Below are 18906 nucleotides of genomic sequence, written 5' to 3'. Positions count from 1 at the left end.
GAGTCGGGGTGTCGGGCATCGTGGCCCGCGCAGGCACGGCTTGTCGTCGTGACGACCGGTCAGCCCCTCCAGGTGGAGGGGCGGGGCAGCACCGCCCCGACGCGGGCGGCGTAGTCGTCGTACGCCGCCCCGAACGTGCGCCGCAGGTCGCGCTCCTCGAACCGGATCCCGACCGCGATGTAGGCCGATGCACCTGCGGCGTAGAGCAAGTGCGACACGCCCATCGAAGGTGTGACCCAGACGCAGAGGATGAGCCCGGTCATCAGCGGGTGACGGACGAACGCGTGCAGGCCCGCGACCTGCAACCCTCTGGGGGCCCGGTTGCGCGAGCCGACGGCCCACCCCGCCTGCCGCAGCCCGACGAGCTCGAGGTGGTCCACCGCGAAGGTGGCACCGATGGACAGGGCCCAGCCGCCGGCGTAGAGCGCCCACAGCACCTCCGAGAACGGGCCGTCGACATGCCACACCCGACCACCGAAGGGTTGCCAGAAGACCAGGAGCATGGTGAGGGCGACGTCGGTGGCCAGCACGTACGTCGCACGCTCGAACGACGCCGGGACCCGCCGCCGCAGCCAGGTCTTGAACCGTTGACGCGCCATGACGGTGTGCTGGACCGCGAAGAGGAGCAGCAGGCTGAGATCGGTGGCGACCGCGGCGGCAGCACCCACCCGAGGGGTACCGTCCACCGTTCGCGGCACCACCACGTCGGCCAGGAAAGCCATCGTCCACGCCGTGACGACGATGAAGCCCGCCCACCCGAGCGCGGACACGGACAACCTTGGGAACTGTCGCATGGTGCGAGGCTGCCCGGCCCGGTCCTTCGGGCACAGCGTGGAACCACGGCACTTCGCCGGTCAGGACCGTTGCTGGGCGACGTACCAGGCGGCGAGCTGAGTGCGGGACCGGAACCCGAGGCGCAGGCGGATCCGCTCCACGTGCGACTCGACAGAACGCTCACTGAGGTGCAGCCGCTGGGCGACCTCGCGGTTGGTCAGACCCTGCGCTACCAAGGCCGCGACCTCGGACTGGCGTGGGGTGAGCCCTACCGGGGCCGCCTCCTGCAGTCGCCGCAGACCCAGGAAACGTCGAACCTGGTCGATCACGGCCCGCGAGTCGCCCATGGTCGGGAAGTGGGAGCGCCCGGACAGCTCGACCAGGCGAGCGCCGGGGATCCGGTCGGCGAGGAGCCGGCCCTGCGCCGGCGGGGCCGCCCGGTCCTGGTCGCGATGAAGCACCAGCGTCGGGGCGCAGATGCGAGCCAGAGCCTGGGTCACGTCGAGGCCGTACGCGAGGTCGAGCAGACCCACCGCTGTCTCGGCCGAGGATGCGGCTCGCTGGTATCGCGCGAGCACCCGCCGAGTGCCCGGGTCGGCCTCGGGCGCGAACAGCTCCGTCAGCACGTCCGAGCCGAGCCCCCAGTGGCCGGCAAGCAGCCCCCGGACGTGGGTGCGGCTCACCTCGTCGCCGATCTCCGACCCACGAGCCCATCCGCCGTAGAGCACCAGACGCGAGACGGTGTCCGGGTGGTCGGCCGCCCACCGCGCGGCTACCGGTGCCCCAAGGGACCACCCGAACAGGTCGAACCGATCCAGATGCAGTGCATCGACCACCGTGGACAGCGTCGCCAGCTCGTGCTCGAGGCTCCTCGGGCCCGTGTACGGGTCGGACAGGCCACAGCCGGGACGGTCGTAGCGCACAAGGGTCCGCCCCGACGACAACGCGTCGTAGAAGAGGCGCTGCGCCGGGATCGACCAGTCCAGCTCGAGGTGGCTGAGCCACCCGGGGGACACCACCAGCGCGGGGCCGGTGCCCGTGACCGCGTGGGTCACCCGGGTGCCGTCCGCCATCGGCGCCCGTCCGATGCGTTGTTCCCGTGCGACCACGGCCCCAGTCAACAGGTCTCCGGGCAAAGTGCGGTAGTTCCCCGGACGCGAGCGACCGCGTGGCCCCGGCAGTATCTGCGCCATGACCGACACCGACGCATCCAGGTACACCCCTTTGGCGGGTCCGAGTGCATCACACCGGGGCCGCGCCCGGCGAGACACCATCTGGCACAGCCCTCCCAACCTGGCCCTGGCACGCACCATGACAACCGACTGCGCGATCGGCCATCTGGGCATCGAGATCACCGAGCTCGGCGAGGACCGCCTGAGCGCCCGGATGCCGGTAGACCACCGCACCCGGCAGCCGTTCGGGCTGCTCCACGGCGGCGCCTCGGTCCTGCTCGCCGAGACCTTGGTCAGCTTCGCGGCAACCTTCGTCGCCGGCGACGGCAAGACCTGTGTGGGAATGGAAATCAACGCCAATCACCTACGACCCGTTGCGTCGGGCTGGGTCCACGGAACCGCCCGGCCCATCTCACTGGGGCGCCGCACCCAGGTGTGGGAGACACACATCTGCGACGACAACGGCACGTTGGCGTGCGTATCGCGCTGCACGGTGGCGGTGCTAGACACCCCGGGGAAGTCGAACGGATGAGTAGGGGCCGCCACGTTGGACCGGGCCGGCCCCGTCCGCGCCTGACAGCGACCCCACGAGATGAGGGACGGGCCGTTCGCGCCCCCAGATCAGCCCGTGGCCGCCTGGCGTCGACCGTCTCGGACGAGGTGCATCCGGTGGGATCCACGGTATGCCCGAGTGGCGGCTCCGATGAGTGAGATCACCGGTGGTGTCCGGGTTCGTACGGCAGTGTGGCCCGACCTGCACGACCTTCGGCGAATCTACCGGGCGGCCGCGTTGTCGAACTCCGGCGACGTTGATGCCTTGTTGACCCGTCCCGAGTTCCTCGAGTACGAGGGGACGGCGGTCGGTGCCGGCACCACCCGTGTCGCCCAGCGACAGCACGCAGGTGTCCTACTGATCGTGGGGTTCGCGACGGTGAGCCTCGGCGAGCACGGCGAGCCCGAGCTGGACGACCTCTTCGTCGACCCACCATGGCAGCGGCACGGGGTGGCACTGCGACTAGTGGAGGACGCCGCCGACCGGCTTCGCGGTTCGGGACACACGCGTCTGTGGGTCACCGGCAACCCCCATGCGTCTGCGTTCTACCGGGCAGCCGGCTTCGTCGGGACAGGGCGCGTCGAAACCGAGCTCGGTCCCGGGCTACGCCTCCACCGCGTCATCCCTGCGCGATGACCACCAGGCGCACGACCAGGGGCCGGATCGGTTTCGACCAGACTCAGCAGGCCGAGGTTGCCGACGAGTACACGTGCGGACCACTCGTGGGTCAATAGGAAGCGGTCGCTGCTCGTCGAGCAGGCGACGGCGTTTGGCCTCGACCTGCGGGTGTCGGCTTGGCAGGGATCGACCCGATCGCGATCTGCTCTGATCGCCGGCTTGTTGTCACGCCGGCGAAGGAGGGCCCGGCCTCAGTCAAGCTGCGTCTCATCGCCGCGAGATGGGCACCCCCTCAGGCGGTGCTACTCGTCGTCCAAGGCCCAGAAGAGACCGAGTAGGCACCCTGCGCAGAACAGGCCAGCAAGGAGTCCCTTCGCGTTCTCGCCGTGTCCGACGTACTCGATGGCCAGGCCGCCGCCGGCAACGGTCCCCAGGCCCAGAAAGAGCCATACGCGGAAGTTGATCGACTCGGGCCTGTTCTTGTCGTGCGGCAACCTCGACACCCTCTCCCTCGGCGGGCTGACGCGAGAAGAATGCCACTTCTCGCCAAGGGCTACCCGCGTTCCGCGGGCCTGCGTCCGGAGGCCAACGCGAGGGCCAGACCTGTGTCTAATCGCTGCCTGGCGGGCATGTCTTCGGGCCGTGCCGCCGGTGGGCGCGTCGGTGTCATGCTCAGGCGTTGCGGAGTCAAGGCGGTCTGGGAGTGGGTGCCTTTGATGAGGAGCCAGAGGGCGAGGCCGACCTCGGCGACGAACCCGATGACCCACGTCGGGTAGCTGATCGCGCGGTGGTCCGGGGCGACCAAGGCCTGGAGGAACCAGATGAGGACCGCGACGCCGTCGAGGAGAAGGAGCCAACCGAGCACTCGGGGGAGGAACCCGCTGCGCGGCACGAGCCACCCGAGGGGGAAGAGTCAGGCCGAGAAGAACACCTGAGCGGTGACGAAGCCCACCTGGTAGGTGGTCAGCGACAGCGCCGCGAGTCGTGGAGCTGGGCGCCGGTGAGGCCATGCGACAGCCAATCGGGTGTAGTACTACTATAGTAGTGTCATGCCCGACGAGCGTACGGCCACCGAGAAGCCCGAGAACACGGACATGCGCGCAGAGAGAATGCGAACATTGAAGAGGTGGCCTGGTCAGCAACGCCTTGGGCCGAAGTACTGGCGGCTCTGGAGTGCGACCTCCATTTCTGGCGTCGGCTCTGGAATGACGATGGCCGCGATACCGCTGCTATCGGTCGTCTACAGCTCCGATCCCCGGGTCGTCTCGCTCGTCACAGCTGCAGCCTTCCTCCCAGCTCTCTTGTTCGGTCTGCACAGCGGGGCCATCGTCGATCGGGAAGACAGGCGGCGACTCATGTTGGCGGCGGATGGAGTTCGTCTGCTCGTGGTGGCCCTCTTCGCCGTGCTTGTGGTGGGGGGGCGAGGGAGCATCCAGTGGCTCTTGGTGGTGGCGTTCATCCTGGGGAGCGCCGAGATCCTCTTCGAGAACGCCGCCTCGGCCTTCGTTCCGATGCTCGTCAGTCGCTCGAGCCTCGGCTCTGCCAACTCCAAGCTGCTCGCGACCCAGACCGTCTCGATGCAGTTCATCGGCATACCGCTGGGCGGGACGCTCTTCGTCCTCGCGGCATCGGCCCCTTTCGTCGTCGATGCGATGACATATGCGATCGCCCTGGCCCTCATCCTCGCTATCAAGGGCTCATACGCCACGAGTGGGCGGAACGCTGGCGACCGTCGTACCGTCACGGCCGGTCCACAGGGCACGGTCTGGCAAGACGTCCGCGAAGGCGCAGCCTGGCTGTGGAGGCACAAGCCCCTTCGCGGGCTCGCCATCCTCACCGCCGCCCTCAACCTCGCCGGCGCCACCGGAGAGTCCACCCTCGTCCTCTACGCCTCCCGGGTGCTGGGCCTGGATGAGCGTGGCTATGCGTTTCTCTTGTCGCTGCTGGCGGTCGGGGCAATTGCGGGCTCGCTCGTGGCGGCTCGTGCGCGTGGACGGTTCGGGACGGTCCGGACACTGGGAGCGGCGGGGGCAGCGATGGGGGCCGGATTCGTCGTTCCCGCTACCACCTCCAGCTTGCCGGCCACCATCGCCGCGCTGATCGCCGTCGGGGCAGCGAGCATGGTGTGGAACGTCGTCACGGTCACCGCACGCCAAGAGCTGGTCCCGGATGTCCTGCTCGGCCGAGTCACATCCGCGTACCGCGTGGTTGCGCTCGGGGTGCTGCCACTCGGCGCCGTCCTCGGTGGGGTGGTCGCTAGTAAGTACGGACTTCACGCACCGTGGGTGGCGGCTAGCGCGCTGATGGTCGGGGCAAGCATTGTTGCGGTCATGCCCGACGGCCTCCGGGAGATCGACCGGCGTCTCGCTGTCGCACGTCAGCCTGCTGGCCCGGCGCACAAGGATGGTCAGTGATCTCGCGCGGAACACCGGGGCGCCCGCGACCTCGCGACGAAGGTGGATACACTTTCACCAGCAGCGAATCCCACTGACGCCAGACGGGCTGTCGGGTCGGCGGCCCGTCCCCGGGGTGGCGACCGAAGACCCGCCCCAGCCGAGGAGCTCGCACCGTGGACCGGAGACAGGCGATCGCCGTGGCCGCGATGGAGTTGGCTGCGTCGGGTGGTGGCCACGCCGTCACTCATCGCAAGGTCGACCGCCACTTGGGATGGCCGGACGGGACGACGTCGAACTATGCAAGGACTCGGCGTGAGCTGATTCGGCTGGTGATCGAGCACGTGGCGTCGATCGCGAACTATCGCCCCGTCGGCGCGACCCCACCGACCACCGTGAGCATGGCAGTCCCCCAACTCGTCGCAGCCTTCGAGGCCACCGTCACCCGAGGAATCGACACCCGGGCTCGCTTGGCCTTGACTGTCGACTCCCTGTCTGACCCGGAGCTTCACGAGCTCTTGACCACGCAGTCCCCGGTACGTGCCAAGCTCGTCGAGGAGGGCATCACCCTGCTTGATCACCTCGGCGTCACCCGACCGGCCAGCCGAGCAGTCGACTTCATCACTCTGATGAACGGACTTCTCTACGACCGTCTGGTCGGCAACGGTTCTCGCGGACGCCCCGCGGACGCCGAGGACGTCATTCGCGCCTGGCTGATCGGCGTCGGCGCGCGCCAATAGCACTCGGTGCGATGCACGGGGTCGAAGCCCCTTACGGGTGAGAAGCGCCGAAGTGTGAAGTCGCTCTCACCACCGCTTTGGTATCGCATATGGGCGTCGGGCGCTCTCCATCGGAGGCGTGTGCCCCGTGGCCCGCCCGCGTAGGTTTGTCACCCAGGCCCGTCCCACGATGCGCCTTGGACATCCAGGGGGTGCTCCCGGGAGTACTGGCGCAAGAAGTCGTCGACCTCTGGCTGCTGCTCGGGCAGCAGACCTGCTAGCACCTTACGGGCGAACGAGACGGGCGCGGTCCCTGGGGCCGCGACCAGCCGTCCCTCGCGGACGGTGGATGGGGAGTCGACGTACCAAGCAAGGCCGACGTAGCCGGTGGCAGCGAGATCGGCTTGCGCGGTGGCCGTGTGTCGCACGTGTCAAGAGCGCCCGCGTCCGCCACCGTAAAGAAACCTGCGCAGATGCCGGACGCCATGGCGCCGGCCTCAAGCACCGAGCGGAACTGCTCGCACCGGTCGGGAGCGCTTGGCATCGACCAACCCTCGCTGCCGCAGTTGATGAGGGCGTCAACCTGCAAGATCGCCGGGCCTCGAGCGAGGCGTCCGGGTGCACCGCGAGGCCGGCCATCGACTGGACCGGTAGCCCCGGGTCACCCCCCTCCTCCACCGCGCAACCGCCGTTTCATGCCGCTTGGCTCACGGGCCGAGCGAGGCTCCCAGCACGTCCGTAGCGAGGATGCCAAAGAGCACTGTGTCCACCCACTCGCCCTTGATCAAGGAGTGGCTTCGCAGTTGTCCCTCCATCGTCATGCCGACCCGCTGGCAGAGTCTCAGGCTCGCTTGATTGCGGGGGTCGACGTGGGCCACTACCCGGTGCAGGCCCAGGACATCGAAGGCCGTGCCGATGAAGGCGCTCACCGCCTCGCTCGCGAAGCCTCGGCCCTGGTGTTCCGGATCGAAGGCCCACCCCATCTCACCCACGCGCATCGTGTAGTCGGTGGGCCACATGCAGATATCCCCGACCAGGACATCGAGATGACTGACCACGAGGGAAAGGGTCGAGTCGGGGCCCTCCCAGGTTGTCCGGTCGCATCGACGCCTGACCCGCTCCTCGGTCTCGTCGAGCGTCCAGGGCTCCCACGGGACCCACCTCACGACCTCCGGATCGCCGTAGTAGCCATGGGTGGCACGGACATCTGCTGGGTGGTACCGCCGCAAGAGCAGCCGGTCGGTGGTGATCGGCAGCAACATGGACGGCGGCTCGCGATCCGCACCACTCTTTATCGTCTCCGGTTCGCGCCGGTTGAGCATTCCGCTCCCTTCCAGTTGCGCCCTCTACACCACAAAGGCTTTGCCGGTACTACGCTCGTAGTTTCTTACTCTGAACACAGTACAGGCGCCGGACCGGCGTTTTGTACGCGGTCCTGGGCCGCGTCGACACCATGTTCTACGCCGAACCCGCTGCGCCGCCTCTTGAGACCCTCTCGTTGGAGCGCACCAGCGAGGGGATCCGAAACAGCCTGGCCACGACACTCCACGACGCGCAAGCGCCCTGCGGCGCGCCGGTCAACCTCAAGCGACCTGGCGCACGTGGTGCGCGACGTCACCCGCGACCCGCATGTCGCCTCCTGCCCGCGCCGTAAACGCGGCCGCCCTCGCCGCACGCACCACCACAGCCGGAGGGAGTGTCCCGGGCGGCCGGGAGGCCACGACGTGGATCTGCCCCAACACTCGTGACCGATAAGACCTGCCGTACGGGAGGCCACCGCCCGGCTCGAGCGACCAAACGGCACCCTCGCATGTGGATCACTCCCACGACCGAGGAATGGACCATGAGCGAAGTTGAACTCGAAAGTAGCGTCAATGGGTGTCGACATTGCGCGCCTTCGCCCTCCAGCGCCTCACTCCGCCAGCGCAGGGACGATACCTCGTCGCCTGGTGGGCAGTCGGTGTCACCAGCCTCATCACGTTCTACATCATGTTCACCGCCGTGCCCCACGTGATGTCGCGCGCCGGGGAACCTCCTGCCCTGGCCGGCGCGGCCACGGCCGTCCTCGTCGGTGGCGCGATCCTCGGCGAGCTCGCCGCCCCTGCGCTCGTCGCACGGCAGGGCATTCTGAAGGCTTCTGCCTGGGCTCTGGTGACCATGGCCGCGTCGTGCACTCCTCAACTGTCTGCCACCTCGCAGTTGGCCCTCGGATCGGCGACCCTGCGAGGAGTCGGTTTCGGTATTGTCATGGTTACCCTCTATGTCGGTGTGGCCCGCCACACCACACGCGACCAGCTCGGGACCGCGCTCGGAATCACGGGACTTCTCGCTGCCATCGCACCCACGGCGGCGCTTCCGCTCGGCAGCCTCGGCACCTCGCTCGTGATGTGGGTGGCCGCGACAACGGCCGCCCTGGGGCTCGTGGCCATCTGGACCCTCCGAGCCATGACCGACACTTTGGGCGAACGTCGCGAGCGCCCCCGCGTGTCACTCACCCTGCATGCACCCCGTCGACTGAGGATCCTCCTGGCCTTCGGCGTCGCCGCGGGAAGCGCCGGAATCCTGATGACGTACCTGCCCACCAGCGGTCTTCTACCCGACGGCGTCGTGGCTGTCGCGCTCGTTGTCTACTCCGGCTCCGCTGCAGCTGGTCGGCTCCTCGCCGGGATTGCCGGTAACCACCGCCGCCTTGAACGTCTGATGCCCGCCGCCTTGGCCGCCACTGCCGGCGGGCTTGCCGTGGTCGCCATTCACCCGTCGGCCGCAGCCGGGGTGGTCGCTGTCGCAATCGTGGGCGGTGGATTCGGATCCATGCAGAGCCTTAGTCTCCAAGCTCTGCTCAGTGAGAGCAGCGCCGACGTGACGGCTGTCTCGGCCGCGTGGAACCTGACCTACGACGTCGGTCTGGGCGCGGGCCCCTTGCTGCTCGGCTTCCTACTGATGAGGGCCTCGACCGCCGCAGGCTTTCTCGGCTTAGCAGCCTTCTGCCTCCTGGTGGCCGTCATCTACGTCGTGACCGACAAGATGCCGAGGCGGGAGGAAGCAGTATGAACCACTCTCGCGCGTCCACCTCGGTCTTGGTCGACAGCCATTGCGTCCTGTACTGACCTGCACCGCCTCCATCTCGGGAAGTATGACCCCGACACAAACCAGAGGAACGGCCGCGACGACCACCTCGTCTCCGAGTTCCCTTGGTCCCCGGGGTGAGGTGGCTGGGACGGGCGGACCCCGTCGTGGAGGATCAATGGCGGTTTCGCGAACGGTGATGGCTCGAAGCCAACCGAACGAATGGTGCTGCCTGTGGCTTCAACACTCTTCAACAAGGCGCCCCAACGCGGCAACCCCGGCATTGATGCGGGTAGTCGGCTCCGCCGCGAACCCCAGGACCAAGGCCGGGGTCGGTGCATGACCTGACGCGAAATGGTCCTTCCAGCCCTGGAGAAGAAGGCCGCGGCGCAGACCTTCGCGAATCAGTGCACCTTCATCGATCGTCCTCGGCAAGTGGGCGAGGAGGGAGAGACCGGCCGGGACTCCCATGGGGGCGGCATCCGGAACGTGTCGACGTAACGCGGTGAGAAGGGCAGCTCGACTCTGGGAGTTCAACCGCCGCATGGCGCGCAGGTGGGTGTCGAATGACCCAGAGCGGATGAAGGTGGACAAGGTGGCCTGCTCGAGGCTTGACAGCCCACGGTTGCGGCGCCGTCGTGCCTGGGCAATCGCCCCAACCCAGGCGTCGGGGACGACGATCCAGCCCAGCCGCAGGCCGGGCGCGAGAGCCTTGCTCGCGGTCCCCAACAGGAAGGTGCGGTGCGGATCCATCCCTTGGATGCTGCGCACAGGTTGACGGTCGTACCGAAATTCGGAATCGTAGTCGTCCTCGAGGATCAGACCGTCGGTAGCCCGGACCCACTCGAGGAGCTCACGCCGCCTGCAACCGGACAAGGGTGCCCCGGTGGGGGACTGGTGTGCGGGCGTCACCAGCACTGCATCGGCGGCCGAAGCGGCAAGCAAGTCGGTGCGGATACCTTCGGCGTCGACGGGCACGCTGGTAATGGACACGCCCGTGGCGGCGATGCGTAAGCGCTCCTCACGATCGGGTCCGGGGTCCTCGACGGCCAGGCGGAGGCGACCGTCGAGGACGAGAGCGTCCAGCACGAGCTGGAGCCCCTCTGCGTAGCCGCTGCAGATGACGATATTGCCTGGGTCGACGACGGCGCCGCGAACTCGGCCTAGGTACTGGGCCAAAGTGGTGCGTAACGCGAGCAGCCCAGTGGGAGCGCCGTACCCAAGGTCGTGGACAGGCAACTGGTTCACAGCTTCACGGCTGGCCCTCAGCCAAGCCGCCCGAGGGAAGTGGGACAGGTTGGGCCGATTCGGACGCAGGTCCGCTATTAGTGCGCGCGATATCCGTGGCCCCGGGTCCACGGCTTCGGCCGGTGCGCTCACCGGGCTCCACGCGACGATGGTCCCCGATCCGATGCGACCCAGCAGGTAGCCCTCGGCGATGAGCTGCTCGTAGGCCGCCTGGACGACGCCGCGGGAAACCCCGAGGTCGCGTGCCAGGGTGCGCGTCGCGGGCAGACTGTCCCCCGAGGTCAGCCGCCGCGTCCTTATGGCGGCCCGGATGCCGGTCTCTAGCTGCGTGCGGAGTGGCTCGAAGGCCTCGCGGTCCAGCTCCACGTGAAGGGGGGTACGCGGGCCAAGCTGTGCGGCGTTCACGGTTTGCCGGCCGCACTGACCACCCCGGCCAGAGGGATGGCCCGCTCAGCGGTCACGCCCGCTCCAGGGTGTACTGCGCGGTGGCCATGGGTCCGGCTTGGGGTTGGTCTTGGGGGGGTCGTATGTGGGGTCCGAGGTGGTCTGCGGCGTCGTCGACGGGGTGGTAGCCGATCCGGTGTCCTGGTTCCAGGGACCAGAATCGGTGGGTGTTGGCGGAGACTGCGTAGAAGGTGGCGAAGGTCGCGCTGGTGGTCATGGCTGCGTCGAAGGCGCGCCAGGCGTCTTGGGGGCTGAGCCAGGTCGCGGCGTCGCGGGGGGTGGTGGGGGCAGCTTCGAACGTGCCGATGCGCATGTTGACGACGTTGATGGCGAACTTGTCGCAGTAGAGGCGGGTCAGGGCCTCGGCGGAGGCCTTGCTGACTCCGTACAGGCCGTCCGGTCGGGCGGGGCTGAGGTCGTCGAGGATCGTGTCGGGAGGGTGCATGCCGGTGGCGCGGTTGCTGGAGGCGTAGACCAGTCGTGGGGTGTTGTGTGTCCGCATTGCCTCCAGGAGCCGGCAGGTGCCCAAGACGTTGGTCTCCAGCAGGTCTGCGAGAGGGGCTTCATCGGCGATGCCTGCCAGGTGGACCACGCCGTGCACGCCAGCGACGGCCTCGGCCACGGTGGCGGGGTCGTTGAGGTCCAGGTGGACGCTGCGTTCGTTGGTCGATTGTGGCGTCAGCCTGAGCAGGTCCGCGACCACGAGGTGCTCCACGCGTGGCTGGAGGTGGGCGCGCAGACCTTGACCAATCCGTCCCGCGGCACCGGTGATCAGCCAAGTCTGCTCACGCAGGTTCCTGGATCGGGATCCTGCCACGCTGTTGGCCGGCACGCGCCGCACACCGTGTATCCGCTCCATGCGCACTCCTTGCATCTCTTGAACGTATGTGCTGTAGTCACTACTATAGTAGTGACTAATCGGTCATCCTTCGTCCTTGCTGGCAATGAGGTCTCAGCGTGCTCGGTCATCCGCAATTTCAGGTCCAGGGCCACGGTGCGCCGTCGGGTGTGCACTGGTGAACGCCGGCTACGCCGTCACCATCGGCATCATCGCTCTCGGTCTCCTGCTCGGAGCTCATCCCGTCCGGCGTCCGCACTCTGCGGGCATCCTCAGTTGGTTCCTGTCGGCCGTACCCAACGAGTCTCCCTTCCTCGCCTTCGCCTATCTCCTGGTCAGCTCGGCGCCACTCGTGTCAGAGCGGCCGTCTCTGCCCAACCTGGTGTGTCTCGGGGTCGGCGTCGCGAGCTTCGTTACTACGCCGGCGCTCATCCGTCGAGCCCTCGCGGCCCGCGACGCACTGACCACCGCTCTCGAGCCGGTTGCCCACACGGGGCGGCCCATTCCCTGGCGCAGGCGCCTGCCCTGGTTCCGCATCATCGCCGCTCCGCTCCCGTTCTTCGCCCGGGGTGTCCGGGTCGAGCGCGCCTTCCGCTACGGGCCTCACCGGCGTCACCGCCTGGACGTCTACTCACCTCGAAAGAGAACCGACGACCGCCCCCTGTTGATCCACCTCCATGGTGGGGGTTTCCGCTCCGGTCGGCGCAGCCTGTACTCGCGCCCCCTGTTGCACGCGTTCGCTCGGAACGGATGGGTCTGCATCAGCCCCAGCTATCGTCTGCGCCCGGCGACCTACACCGACATGCTGGAGGATGTCCACGCGGTCATCCGGTGGGCGCGGGCGGAGGCCTCGCGGCTCGGCGTGGACTCCACGCGGATCGTCCTGGCAGGCAGCTCGGCCGGCGCACACCTGGCCGTCACCGCTGCACTCGCGACCCGTGCCGGCACGGGGGTGTCAGCCGCCATTGGGCTCTACGGGTACTACGGACGCGCCGATTCCAGCTCCGATTCCAGTCCGATCTCTCATGTCCACGCCGACGCGCCGCCCGTGATGATCGTCCACGGTGACCAGGACACCCTGGTCCCTCCCGGACTGCACACGGCGCTCGTGGAGTCACTGAGAGCGCGGTCGGTCAGCCCTGTCGTCTACGCCGAGCTCCCGGGTGCGCAGCATACGTTCGATCTCGTTCATTCGGTCAGGTTCGAGTTGGTGGTCGACGCCGTCGCCGCCTTCGCCACCGCCGTCACCGATGGTCCCGGTCCCACGACGTCAGCCCGGGATGGTGACCACGTCGAGGAGCCCACGGTCGGATCGGGCTGACTCGACCACGGCACGGGTGCCGCCCGTATGAGCCCCGCGTACCCTTCACCTTTCGATCTCCAGAGCACGATTGCGAGAAGCGCCCTTATGACCAGCACTGCCAAACCTCCCGCGAGCGGGACGTTCGTTGTCATCACGGCCGCCCGGCCTGAACAGCTCATTGACTTCCTCAGGGCAGCTTTCGATTTCGTTCCCAACGCTGTCCACCGCGACGCCGCGGGAGCCGTGGCTCACGCTCAGCTCGACTGGCCGGGTGGCGGAAGCGTCCTCATCAGCCCCGTGAACAGCGAAGGTCCGTGGATTAGGCCGGCTGGCAGTGCCGGCGTCCACCTGTTCGCGACTGACGTGGATGCCGCGTTCGAACGCGCCCGGGTCGCCGGCGCGGAACTGCTGGCTGGCCTGACCACCACCAGCTACGGCGCACGCGAGTTCGTGGCTCGTGACCCTGAGGGCAACTTGTGGTCGGTCGGCACTTACGCGGGCGAGCCGCACTCCGGACCGTTCGGCTCCGGAGGACTTCGGCCCGATGAGGTGGGCACCCGGCGAGGACCGCAGCGTTCATGACGGAGTGGGCGAACGCCCTCGTCTCCAACAAAGTTGAGCGGATCGCCGCGTTTACGACACACGACTGGGTTCTCGTCGACACTCCCGGTGTAATCAGCCGTCAGAGGTTCCACGATGTCGCCGCCAGCGGCGAGCTGAGCCACCAGCACATGAGCCATGAGGTCGTGTCCGTGCGTCGCGCCAGCGAAATCGTCCTCGCCCTCACGCGTGGGCGGAACAGCGCGATGTTCCGCGGCCAGCGGCTCGAGGCGGACGAGTGGACGGCCAACGTCCTGGTCGGGGGTGAGCGCGGCTGGGGTTGTGCCTTCACTCAGCTCATGCTCCGCGAGACCACCGCCCGACCTCCGCAGGAGCCTTTCCCCACCCAACTACCCCCCGATTGGAGAACCATGGCGATCTGGCACCTAGGGAGCATCCTGACCTCGGCTCGTCGCCGCACGAGCGCTCGCCCACGTCCTCGAGCTCCCGGAACGGAAGAGGCTGACGCCGGCCGCCCCCCGGACGGTCCAGTGTCTCAGCCATCCCGGCTTCACCTACGTGGGTTTCCTGAACATTCCGTCCGTCGGGATGGCGGTCACGTCGACCGCGGCCACGGTTTCCCACGGGAACCTTCCCTGGTGGTTCCGTTGCCCCGCAGCGGCACTGCTGGTCGTCGTGGTCAGGGCGCACTGGCTGGCCATGCCCCCCGCGAACCAGTACTGGCTGCTCAGGGTAGGGGCCATCACGAGAACGGCGGACCGGTTCTTCCGATCCGGCGAAGAGGCGGCGGACCGCACTGCCGTGGCGGATCTTGGGACGTTGCGGCGGGCGCGCTGGGAGTCCGGACACATGGTGGGAGCAACTGCCTGCGCGGATTCCCTTGCCGCGCAGGCGACTGCCCTGGCGTTTCGTTGACCCACGGCACGGGGTGCAACTTGCCCGGCACTCGCCGCGAGGTGCGCCGGACCGCCCGGCGGCCAGTGCAGTCGCACCCGAAACACATGCTCGTCACCGCTGACCAGAAGCTCATCGGCACGCGCGAGGCGGCGAGCGATCCTCATCCGACGGGTTTGTGGCCATGGTGCACATGACGGCCGGAGCGCCTCTCGTGGTGCCGGTCTCGGGACCCGCGCGATCACGACCGACCACGATCGACTCGATCGAGGCTCTGTTGGCCAAGGGAGGGGCCCGCGACGTGGTGGCTGACACACGTGGCGCAAGCCCGAGGGCGGTCGACCTGGACCTTCTCCTCCGCCTCAGTGTCGTGGCGAAACGCCACGGTGCGGCATTCACGGTACGAGGAGCCACGCCTGCCGTGCGCGCCATGCTCGATCTCCTCGGACTGGCTGAGGCTTTTGCCCTCGTGCACGAAAAGCCGAACCCTCCGGAGGAGGATGACTCGTCGAGCCCACCAGGCTGTCACCGGTGCCCTCGTTGAGGTGCGCCCATCAACTGGATGATCCGATACTGCCGTTCCACTACTATAGTAGTTGGACTGCTGACAGCCGAAAGGGGACGGAAGGCTGGTCCGTTCAAGAGCGGACGGCGAGAGGTGAGCGCACCCGAACTGAATCGGCGTGGCCGGGGCCGCTGGGGATGGGTATCGGCAGTCGATGGACCATCAGGAGGAGCTCGTTGAAGTTGTCGATGAACACCCCAAAGTTCGTCGGTCGGGCAGCAGCGCCCTCCGGCCGCCACTGCATGCGACGAGAAGCCGTGGGTGTCGTGTCGAACGCGTGCCGCTTTACGGCCCCGAATTCATCCGTCCGCGGCTACGCGTACGACACCAACGGCCGCGTGTCCTCATGACGACATTCGACGCGGCGTGGGCTGCGAGGCGCGAAGGCCATCTGGACGTTGGCGACGGGCAACGCATCTGGTGGTGCGAGTTTGGCGCGGCGGACGGAATTCCGCTACTCGTCGTGCACGGTGGCCCCGGGGGAGGCAGTGTGCCAGCCATGGCGGCACCGTACGACCCGGACGTCTTTCGGATCGTCATGTTCGACCAACGCGGCTGCGGCCGCAGCGTGCCACACGCGAGTGATCCTGGGGTATCCCTCGCCACGAACACCACTCCGGCGTTGGTCAGTGATATGGAGCACTTGAGAGAAGATCGGGGAATCTTCGACTGGATCGTTTCCGGCGGCTCGTGGGGGGCGACGCTTGCGTTGGCGTACACCTGCAGGCATCCTCATCGAGTCCGGGCGATCTTGCTGCGGAGTATCACCACGTACAGTTCGGCCGAATTGCGCTGGGTCTATGTCGCTGGTGCCAATCATCTATTGCCGGAAGCGTGGGACAGCTTCGCGGGGATGCGAGATCGTGCGAACCTGATCGAGAGGTATCGGCACGACCTCGAAGGCACTGACGACAGGCGACGCGCAGAAGCCGCCCTTGAGTGGTGCCGGTGGGAACTCGCGGGCATGCGGGCCGCACAGGGATCAGAGGTGTACTCCCTCTTTATGCAGCCACGATTCTCGGTCGCCTTCTCCCGAATCAGCGCCCACTACGCTGCCCATCAAGGGTTCATCGATCACGACGACCTCTGGGCGCAGGTCCCCACCTTGAGCGACATCCCTGCGACCTTCATCCAGGGCCGCTTCGATTTGTGCACGCCCCCGGTGACGGCGTGGCGCCTACATCGTGCATGGTCGGGCTCGACACTCCATCTCCTCGAGGACGAGGGCCACAGGCTGAGCGACGTCGCAAACCTACTTCGCGCCACGCTGCAACGCTATGCCTCGATGACCGAATGAGTGCTTGACCGGGACGCTCGTCGGGCGACGGAGGGGATGACCAGCAACTTGGACCGGCACGCGTGAGCTCTGCGATGGGGCTGATCGTCTGACTCGTCGACCGTCCGAAGAGCCTCACCCCGAGGACCAAGCCCTCGGTGTCTGACCTGAGATTCGCATACGCAGAAGGGCTTACGCGGTGGCAACATCCCGCCGCCTTGACTTCAAGTCATGGCCCCTTTGCCAAGCTGGTGATCCCAACACTTGGGCATCTGCCATTCGCAGGTCGAAGACCCTCCTTGGGTCCACGCCGACCCCTCGCCATGCGATGGGCGGCGTGCGGATGGACCTGGGCGAGGTGTCAGGGTATCCGGAGAAGGCGCGGGCTCCCTCTCCGTCGGAGCCTCTCTCTCGGACAAATGAGACCTCCGCTGCGTCTCACAATGGGGACGGCTGGACCGCAACGATGACGTCGTTATGCGGCGCGCCCTTACATCGGGGCCCGAGATCCGCTTGAAGAATGTCGAGCGACGGCGAAAAGTGCCCGAGTAGATTTCCGGCGGGCACCGGTCGCACGAGGAGTAGCTGTTCTGGTCGCGGAGGGTATGCGGATTGGCATGTCTCCAGTCGCCAGCGCGCGAATGTCAGAAATGCTACGGGTGGACGGATATCGTCCGTCTGTTGAGCACTCAATGCTGCTCGCGACGGCCGGCCGGGTCCGTCCCCGGATTGGCCGCCACGGCGCCACTTGGGCACGGCCCGCGTCTCGCCGGCGTTCTTGCCTTGCCCCGGCTGCCCTGCACCCCGACGACACAGTTCGGCCGCGTCGAGGAGTGGCGACACGAGGCTGGTGTGCCCGAGGCCGAGTAGCCAGGTCGCGGTCAAGTGGCGGCAGACGGCGTTGAGCCTTCGGTGGATCGGCGAAGTGCGTACTTCAGCTGCGTCACGTGGGGGCCGGGTTCGAACAGTTCCAAGTCGAGCTCGGCGGGGACGCCGTCGTCGGAGAACAGGCGGGTCCCTCGACCCAGCAGTACCGGGACCTGGTGCAGCATGAGGACGTCGATGAGGTTGGCCTTGAGGAACTGCTGAATGATGCTGGCGCTGCCCATGATCACCACGGTCCCGCCGTCGGCCCGCTGGCGGGCATGGTCGAGGATCTTTTGGGCACTCCCGCTGGTGAAGGTGAAGAGGGCCCCATTGCGCTGAACTGGCTCGAGCGCTTCGCGGGTAACGACGACAACTGGGGAGGAGAAGACGTCATCGTCCCCCCACGGCTCTTGGCCGGCGTCGAAGGTCGTACGGCCGAAGACCACGACGCCAGCAGTGCGGAACTCGGCGATGAGGTGGTCGTTGTATCCGTTCTCCTGGTTGGTGTCGAAGTTGTACATCCATTGATGGAGGCGGCGCAGGTCGTTGTCGGGCCCGGAGGAGAACCCGTCCACCGAGACCGAGGCAAATGCAATGACGTCGTTCATTGTGTCCCTTTCGGTGTAACAGCTGGGATGGTGCCTGTAGGTAGAACGCATAATTTGCACCCCGGACGTTGCGTCGGCTACCTCCGGGCGTCGTTGTCCACACGATGTGCGGCCTCGGACGTGTCACGGGGCAACGAAATCCCGAGTGACGGAGCTCGGTGCCTTTAGGGTGCGTTGGACCCCGCGCTAGCTCGCTCTTCGGCGCCGACAGCCCGTTGATGGGAGCGTCAGGCTCGCTCCAGGGTGTACTGCGCGGTGGCCATGGGTCCGGCTTGGGGTTGGTCTTGGGGGGGTCGTATGTGGGGTCCGAGGTGGTCTGCGGCGTCGTCGACGGGGTGGTAGCCGATCCGGTGTCCTGGTTCCAGGGACCAGAATCGGTGGGTGTTGGCGGAGACTGCGTAGAAGGTGGCGAAGGTCGCGCTGGTGGTCATGGCTGCGTCGAAGGCGCGCCAGGCGTCTTGGGGGCTGAGCCAGGTCGCGGCGTCGCGGGGGGTGGTGGGGGCAGCTTCGAACGTGCCGATGCGCATGTTGACGACGTTGATGGCGAACTTGTCGCAGTAGAGGCGGGTCAGGGCCTCGGCGGAGGCCTTGCTGACTCCGTACAGGCCGTCCGGTCGGGCGGGGCTGAGGTCGTCGAGGATCGTGTCGGGAGGGTGCATGCCGGTGGCGCGGTTGCTGGAGGCGTAGACCAGTCGTGGGGTGTTGTGTGTCCGCATTGCCTCCAGGAGCCGGCAGGTGCCCAAGACGTTGGTCTCCAGCAGGTCTGCGAGAGGGGCTTCATCGGCGATGCCTGCCAGGTGGACCACGCCGTGCACGCCAGCGACGGCCTCGGCCACGGTGGCGGGGTCGTTGAGGTCCAGGTGGACGCTGCGTTCGTTGGTCGATTGTGGCGTCAGCCTGAGCAGGTCCGCGACCACGAGGTGCTCCACGCGTGGCTGGAGGTGGGCGCGCAGACCTTGACCAATCCGTCCCGCGGCACCGGTGATCAGCCAAGTCTGCTCACGCAG

General features: G+C 67.5%; 15 protein-coding genes and 1 pseudogene. 8 read left to right on the top strand and 8 right to left on the bottom strand.

Annotated features, from left to right (window positions below; genetic code table 11):
- Positions 1-59: 59 nt before the first annotated feature.
- Both KMZ30_RS06825 and KMZ30_RS06820 read right to left on the bottom strand, forming a co-directional pair.
- On the bottom strand, positions 60-668 hold the full coding sequence (locus KMZ30_RS06825) for a methyltransferase family protein (protein WP_308284312.1): 609 nt from the start codon (positions 666-668) through the stop codon (positions 60-62).
- A 186-nt stretch (positions 669-854) separates the two neighbouring features.
- Entirely contained in the window at positions 855-1883 is a 1029-nt protein-coding gene (locus tag KMZ30_RS06820) for an alpha/beta fold hydrolase (protein WP_308284311.1), read from the bottom strand.
- Positions 1884-1965: 82 nt separating this feature from the next.
- Here KMZ30_RS06820 and KMZ30_RS06815 point away from each other — a divergent pair, with 82 nt between their 5' ends.
- Positions 1966-2478, top strand: coding sequence for a hotdog fold thioesterase (locus KMZ30_RS06815; protein ID WP_226905172.1), 513 nt, complete (start codon positions 1966-1968; stop codon positions 2476-2478).
- Positions 2479-2649: 171 nt separating this feature from the next.
- Positions 2650-3135, top strand: a complete 486-nt coding sequence (locus KMZ30_RS06810; RefSeq protein ID WP_215519905.1) for a GNAT family N-acetyltransferase — start codon at positions 2650-2652, stop codon at positions 3133-3135.
- Between the two features lie 535 nt (positions 3136-3670).
- On the opposite strand, the pseudogene KMZ30_RS22625 reads toward KMZ30_RS06810, so the two are convergent.
- Positions 3671-4018 (bottom strand): annotated as a pseudogene (locus KMZ30_RS22625) (DUF4386 domain-containing protein); the annotation flags it as partial.
- Positions 4019-4166: 148 nt separating this feature from the next.
- On the opposite strand from KMZ30_RS22625, the gene KMZ30_RS06800 reads away from it, so the two are divergent.
- Complete coding sequence (locus KMZ30_RS06800; protein ID WP_215519903.1) at positions 4167-5531, top strand: MFS transporter; 1365 nt, start codon at positions 4167-4169, stop codon at positions 5529-5531.
- A gap of 155 nt (positions 5532-5686) precedes the next feature.
- Positions 5687-6250 (top strand): TetR/AcrR family transcriptional regulator, encoded by a 564-nt coding sequence (locus KMZ30_RS22280; protein WP_215519902.1) that lies wholly within the window; start codon positions 5687-5689, stop codon positions 6248-6250.
- Positions 6251-6936: 686 nt separating this feature from the next.
- On the opposite strand, the gene KMZ30_RS06790 is transcribed toward KMZ30_RS22280, so the two are convergent.
- The gene (locus KMZ30_RS06790; protein WP_215519901.1) at positions 6937-7551 is read right to left on the bottom strand and encodes a GNAT family N-acetyltransferase; all 615 of its coding nucleotides are present in this window, start codon (positions 7549-7551) and stop codon (positions 6937-6939) included.
- Positions 7552-8107: 556 nt separating this feature from the next.
- Between KMZ30_RS06790 and KMZ30_RS06785 the strand changes: the two genes are divergently transcribed.
- Positions 8108-9280 (top strand): MFS transporter, encoded by a 1173-nt coding sequence (locus tag KMZ30_RS06785; protein WP_215519900.1) that lies wholly within the window; start codon positions 8108-8110, stop codon positions 9278-9280.
- Between the two features lie 255 nt (positions 9281-9535).
- On the opposite strand, the gene pdxR is transcribed toward KMZ30_RS06785, so the two are convergent.
- Both pdxR and KMZ30_RS06775 read right to left on the bottom strand, forming a co-directional pair.
- On the bottom strand, positions 9536-10909 hold the full coding sequence (gene pdxR / locus KMZ30_RS06780; RefSeq protein WP_215519899.1) for a MocR-like pyridoxine biosynthesis transcription factor PdxR: 1374 nt from the start codon (positions 10907-10909) through the stop codon (positions 9536-9538).
- A 91-nt stretch (positions 10910-11000) separates the two neighbouring features.
- Positions 11001-11846 carry an NAD-dependent epimerase/dehydratase family protein gene (locus KMZ30_RS06775; protein ID WP_215519898.1) on the bottom strand — a complete coding sequence of 282 codons (846 nt, stop codon included), beginning with the start codon at positions 11844-11846 and terminating at the stop codon, positions 11001-11003.
- A gap of 157 nt (positions 11847-12003) precedes the next feature.
- Here KMZ30_RS06775 and KMZ30_RS06770 point away from each other — a divergent pair, with 157 nt between their 5' ends.
- The 3 genes from KMZ30_RS06770 to KMZ30_RS06760 all read left to right on the top strand — a co-directional run bounded on the left by KMZ30_RS06770 (position 12004) and on the right by KMZ30_RS06760 (position 16445).
- The gene (locus KMZ30_RS06770) at positions 12004-13146 is read left to right on the top strand and encodes an alpha/beta hydrolase (RefSeq protein WP_215519897.1); all 1143 of its coding nucleotides are present in this window, start codon (positions 12004-12006) and stop codon (positions 13144-13146) included.
- Positions 13147-13233: 87 nt separating this feature from the next.
- Positions 13234-13710 (top strand): VOC family protein, encoded by a 477-nt coding sequence (locus KMZ30_RS06765; protein ID WP_215519896.1) that lies wholly within the window; start codon positions 13234-13236, stop codon positions 13708-13710.
- Positions 13711-15494: 1784 nt separating this feature from the next.
- Positions 15495-16445, top strand: coding sequence for an alpha/beta fold hydrolase (locus tag KMZ30_RS06760; protein ID WP_215519895.1), 951 nt, complete (start codon positions 15495-15497; stop codon positions 16443-16445).
- An 860-nt stretch (positions 16446-17305) separates the two neighbouring features.
- Here the strand turns inward: KMZ30_RS06760 and KMZ30_RS06755 are convergent.
- Together KMZ30_RS06755 and KMZ30_RS06750 are read right to left on the bottom strand one after the other, a co-directional pair.
- Positions 17306-17899, bottom strand: a complete 594-nt coding sequence (locus KMZ30_RS06755; protein ID WP_215519894.1) for a dihydrofolate reductase family protein — start codon at positions 17897-17899, stop codon at positions 17306-17308.
- Between the two features lie 227 nt (positions 17900-18126).
- Positions 18127-18906, bottom strand: a 780-nt coding sequence (locus tag KMZ30_RS06750; protein WP_215519893.1) for an NAD-dependent epimerase/dehydratase family protein, incomplete at its 5' end; no start/stop codon positions are given.

Source organism: Phycicoccus mangrovi (assembly GCF_018729305.1).
GTDB classification, from domain to species: Bacteria; Actinomycetota; Actinomycetes; order Actinomycetales; family Dermatophilaceae; genus Phycicoccus; species Phycicoccus jejuensis.
This window is presented reverse-complemented; position numbering and strand designations above follow the sequence as displayed.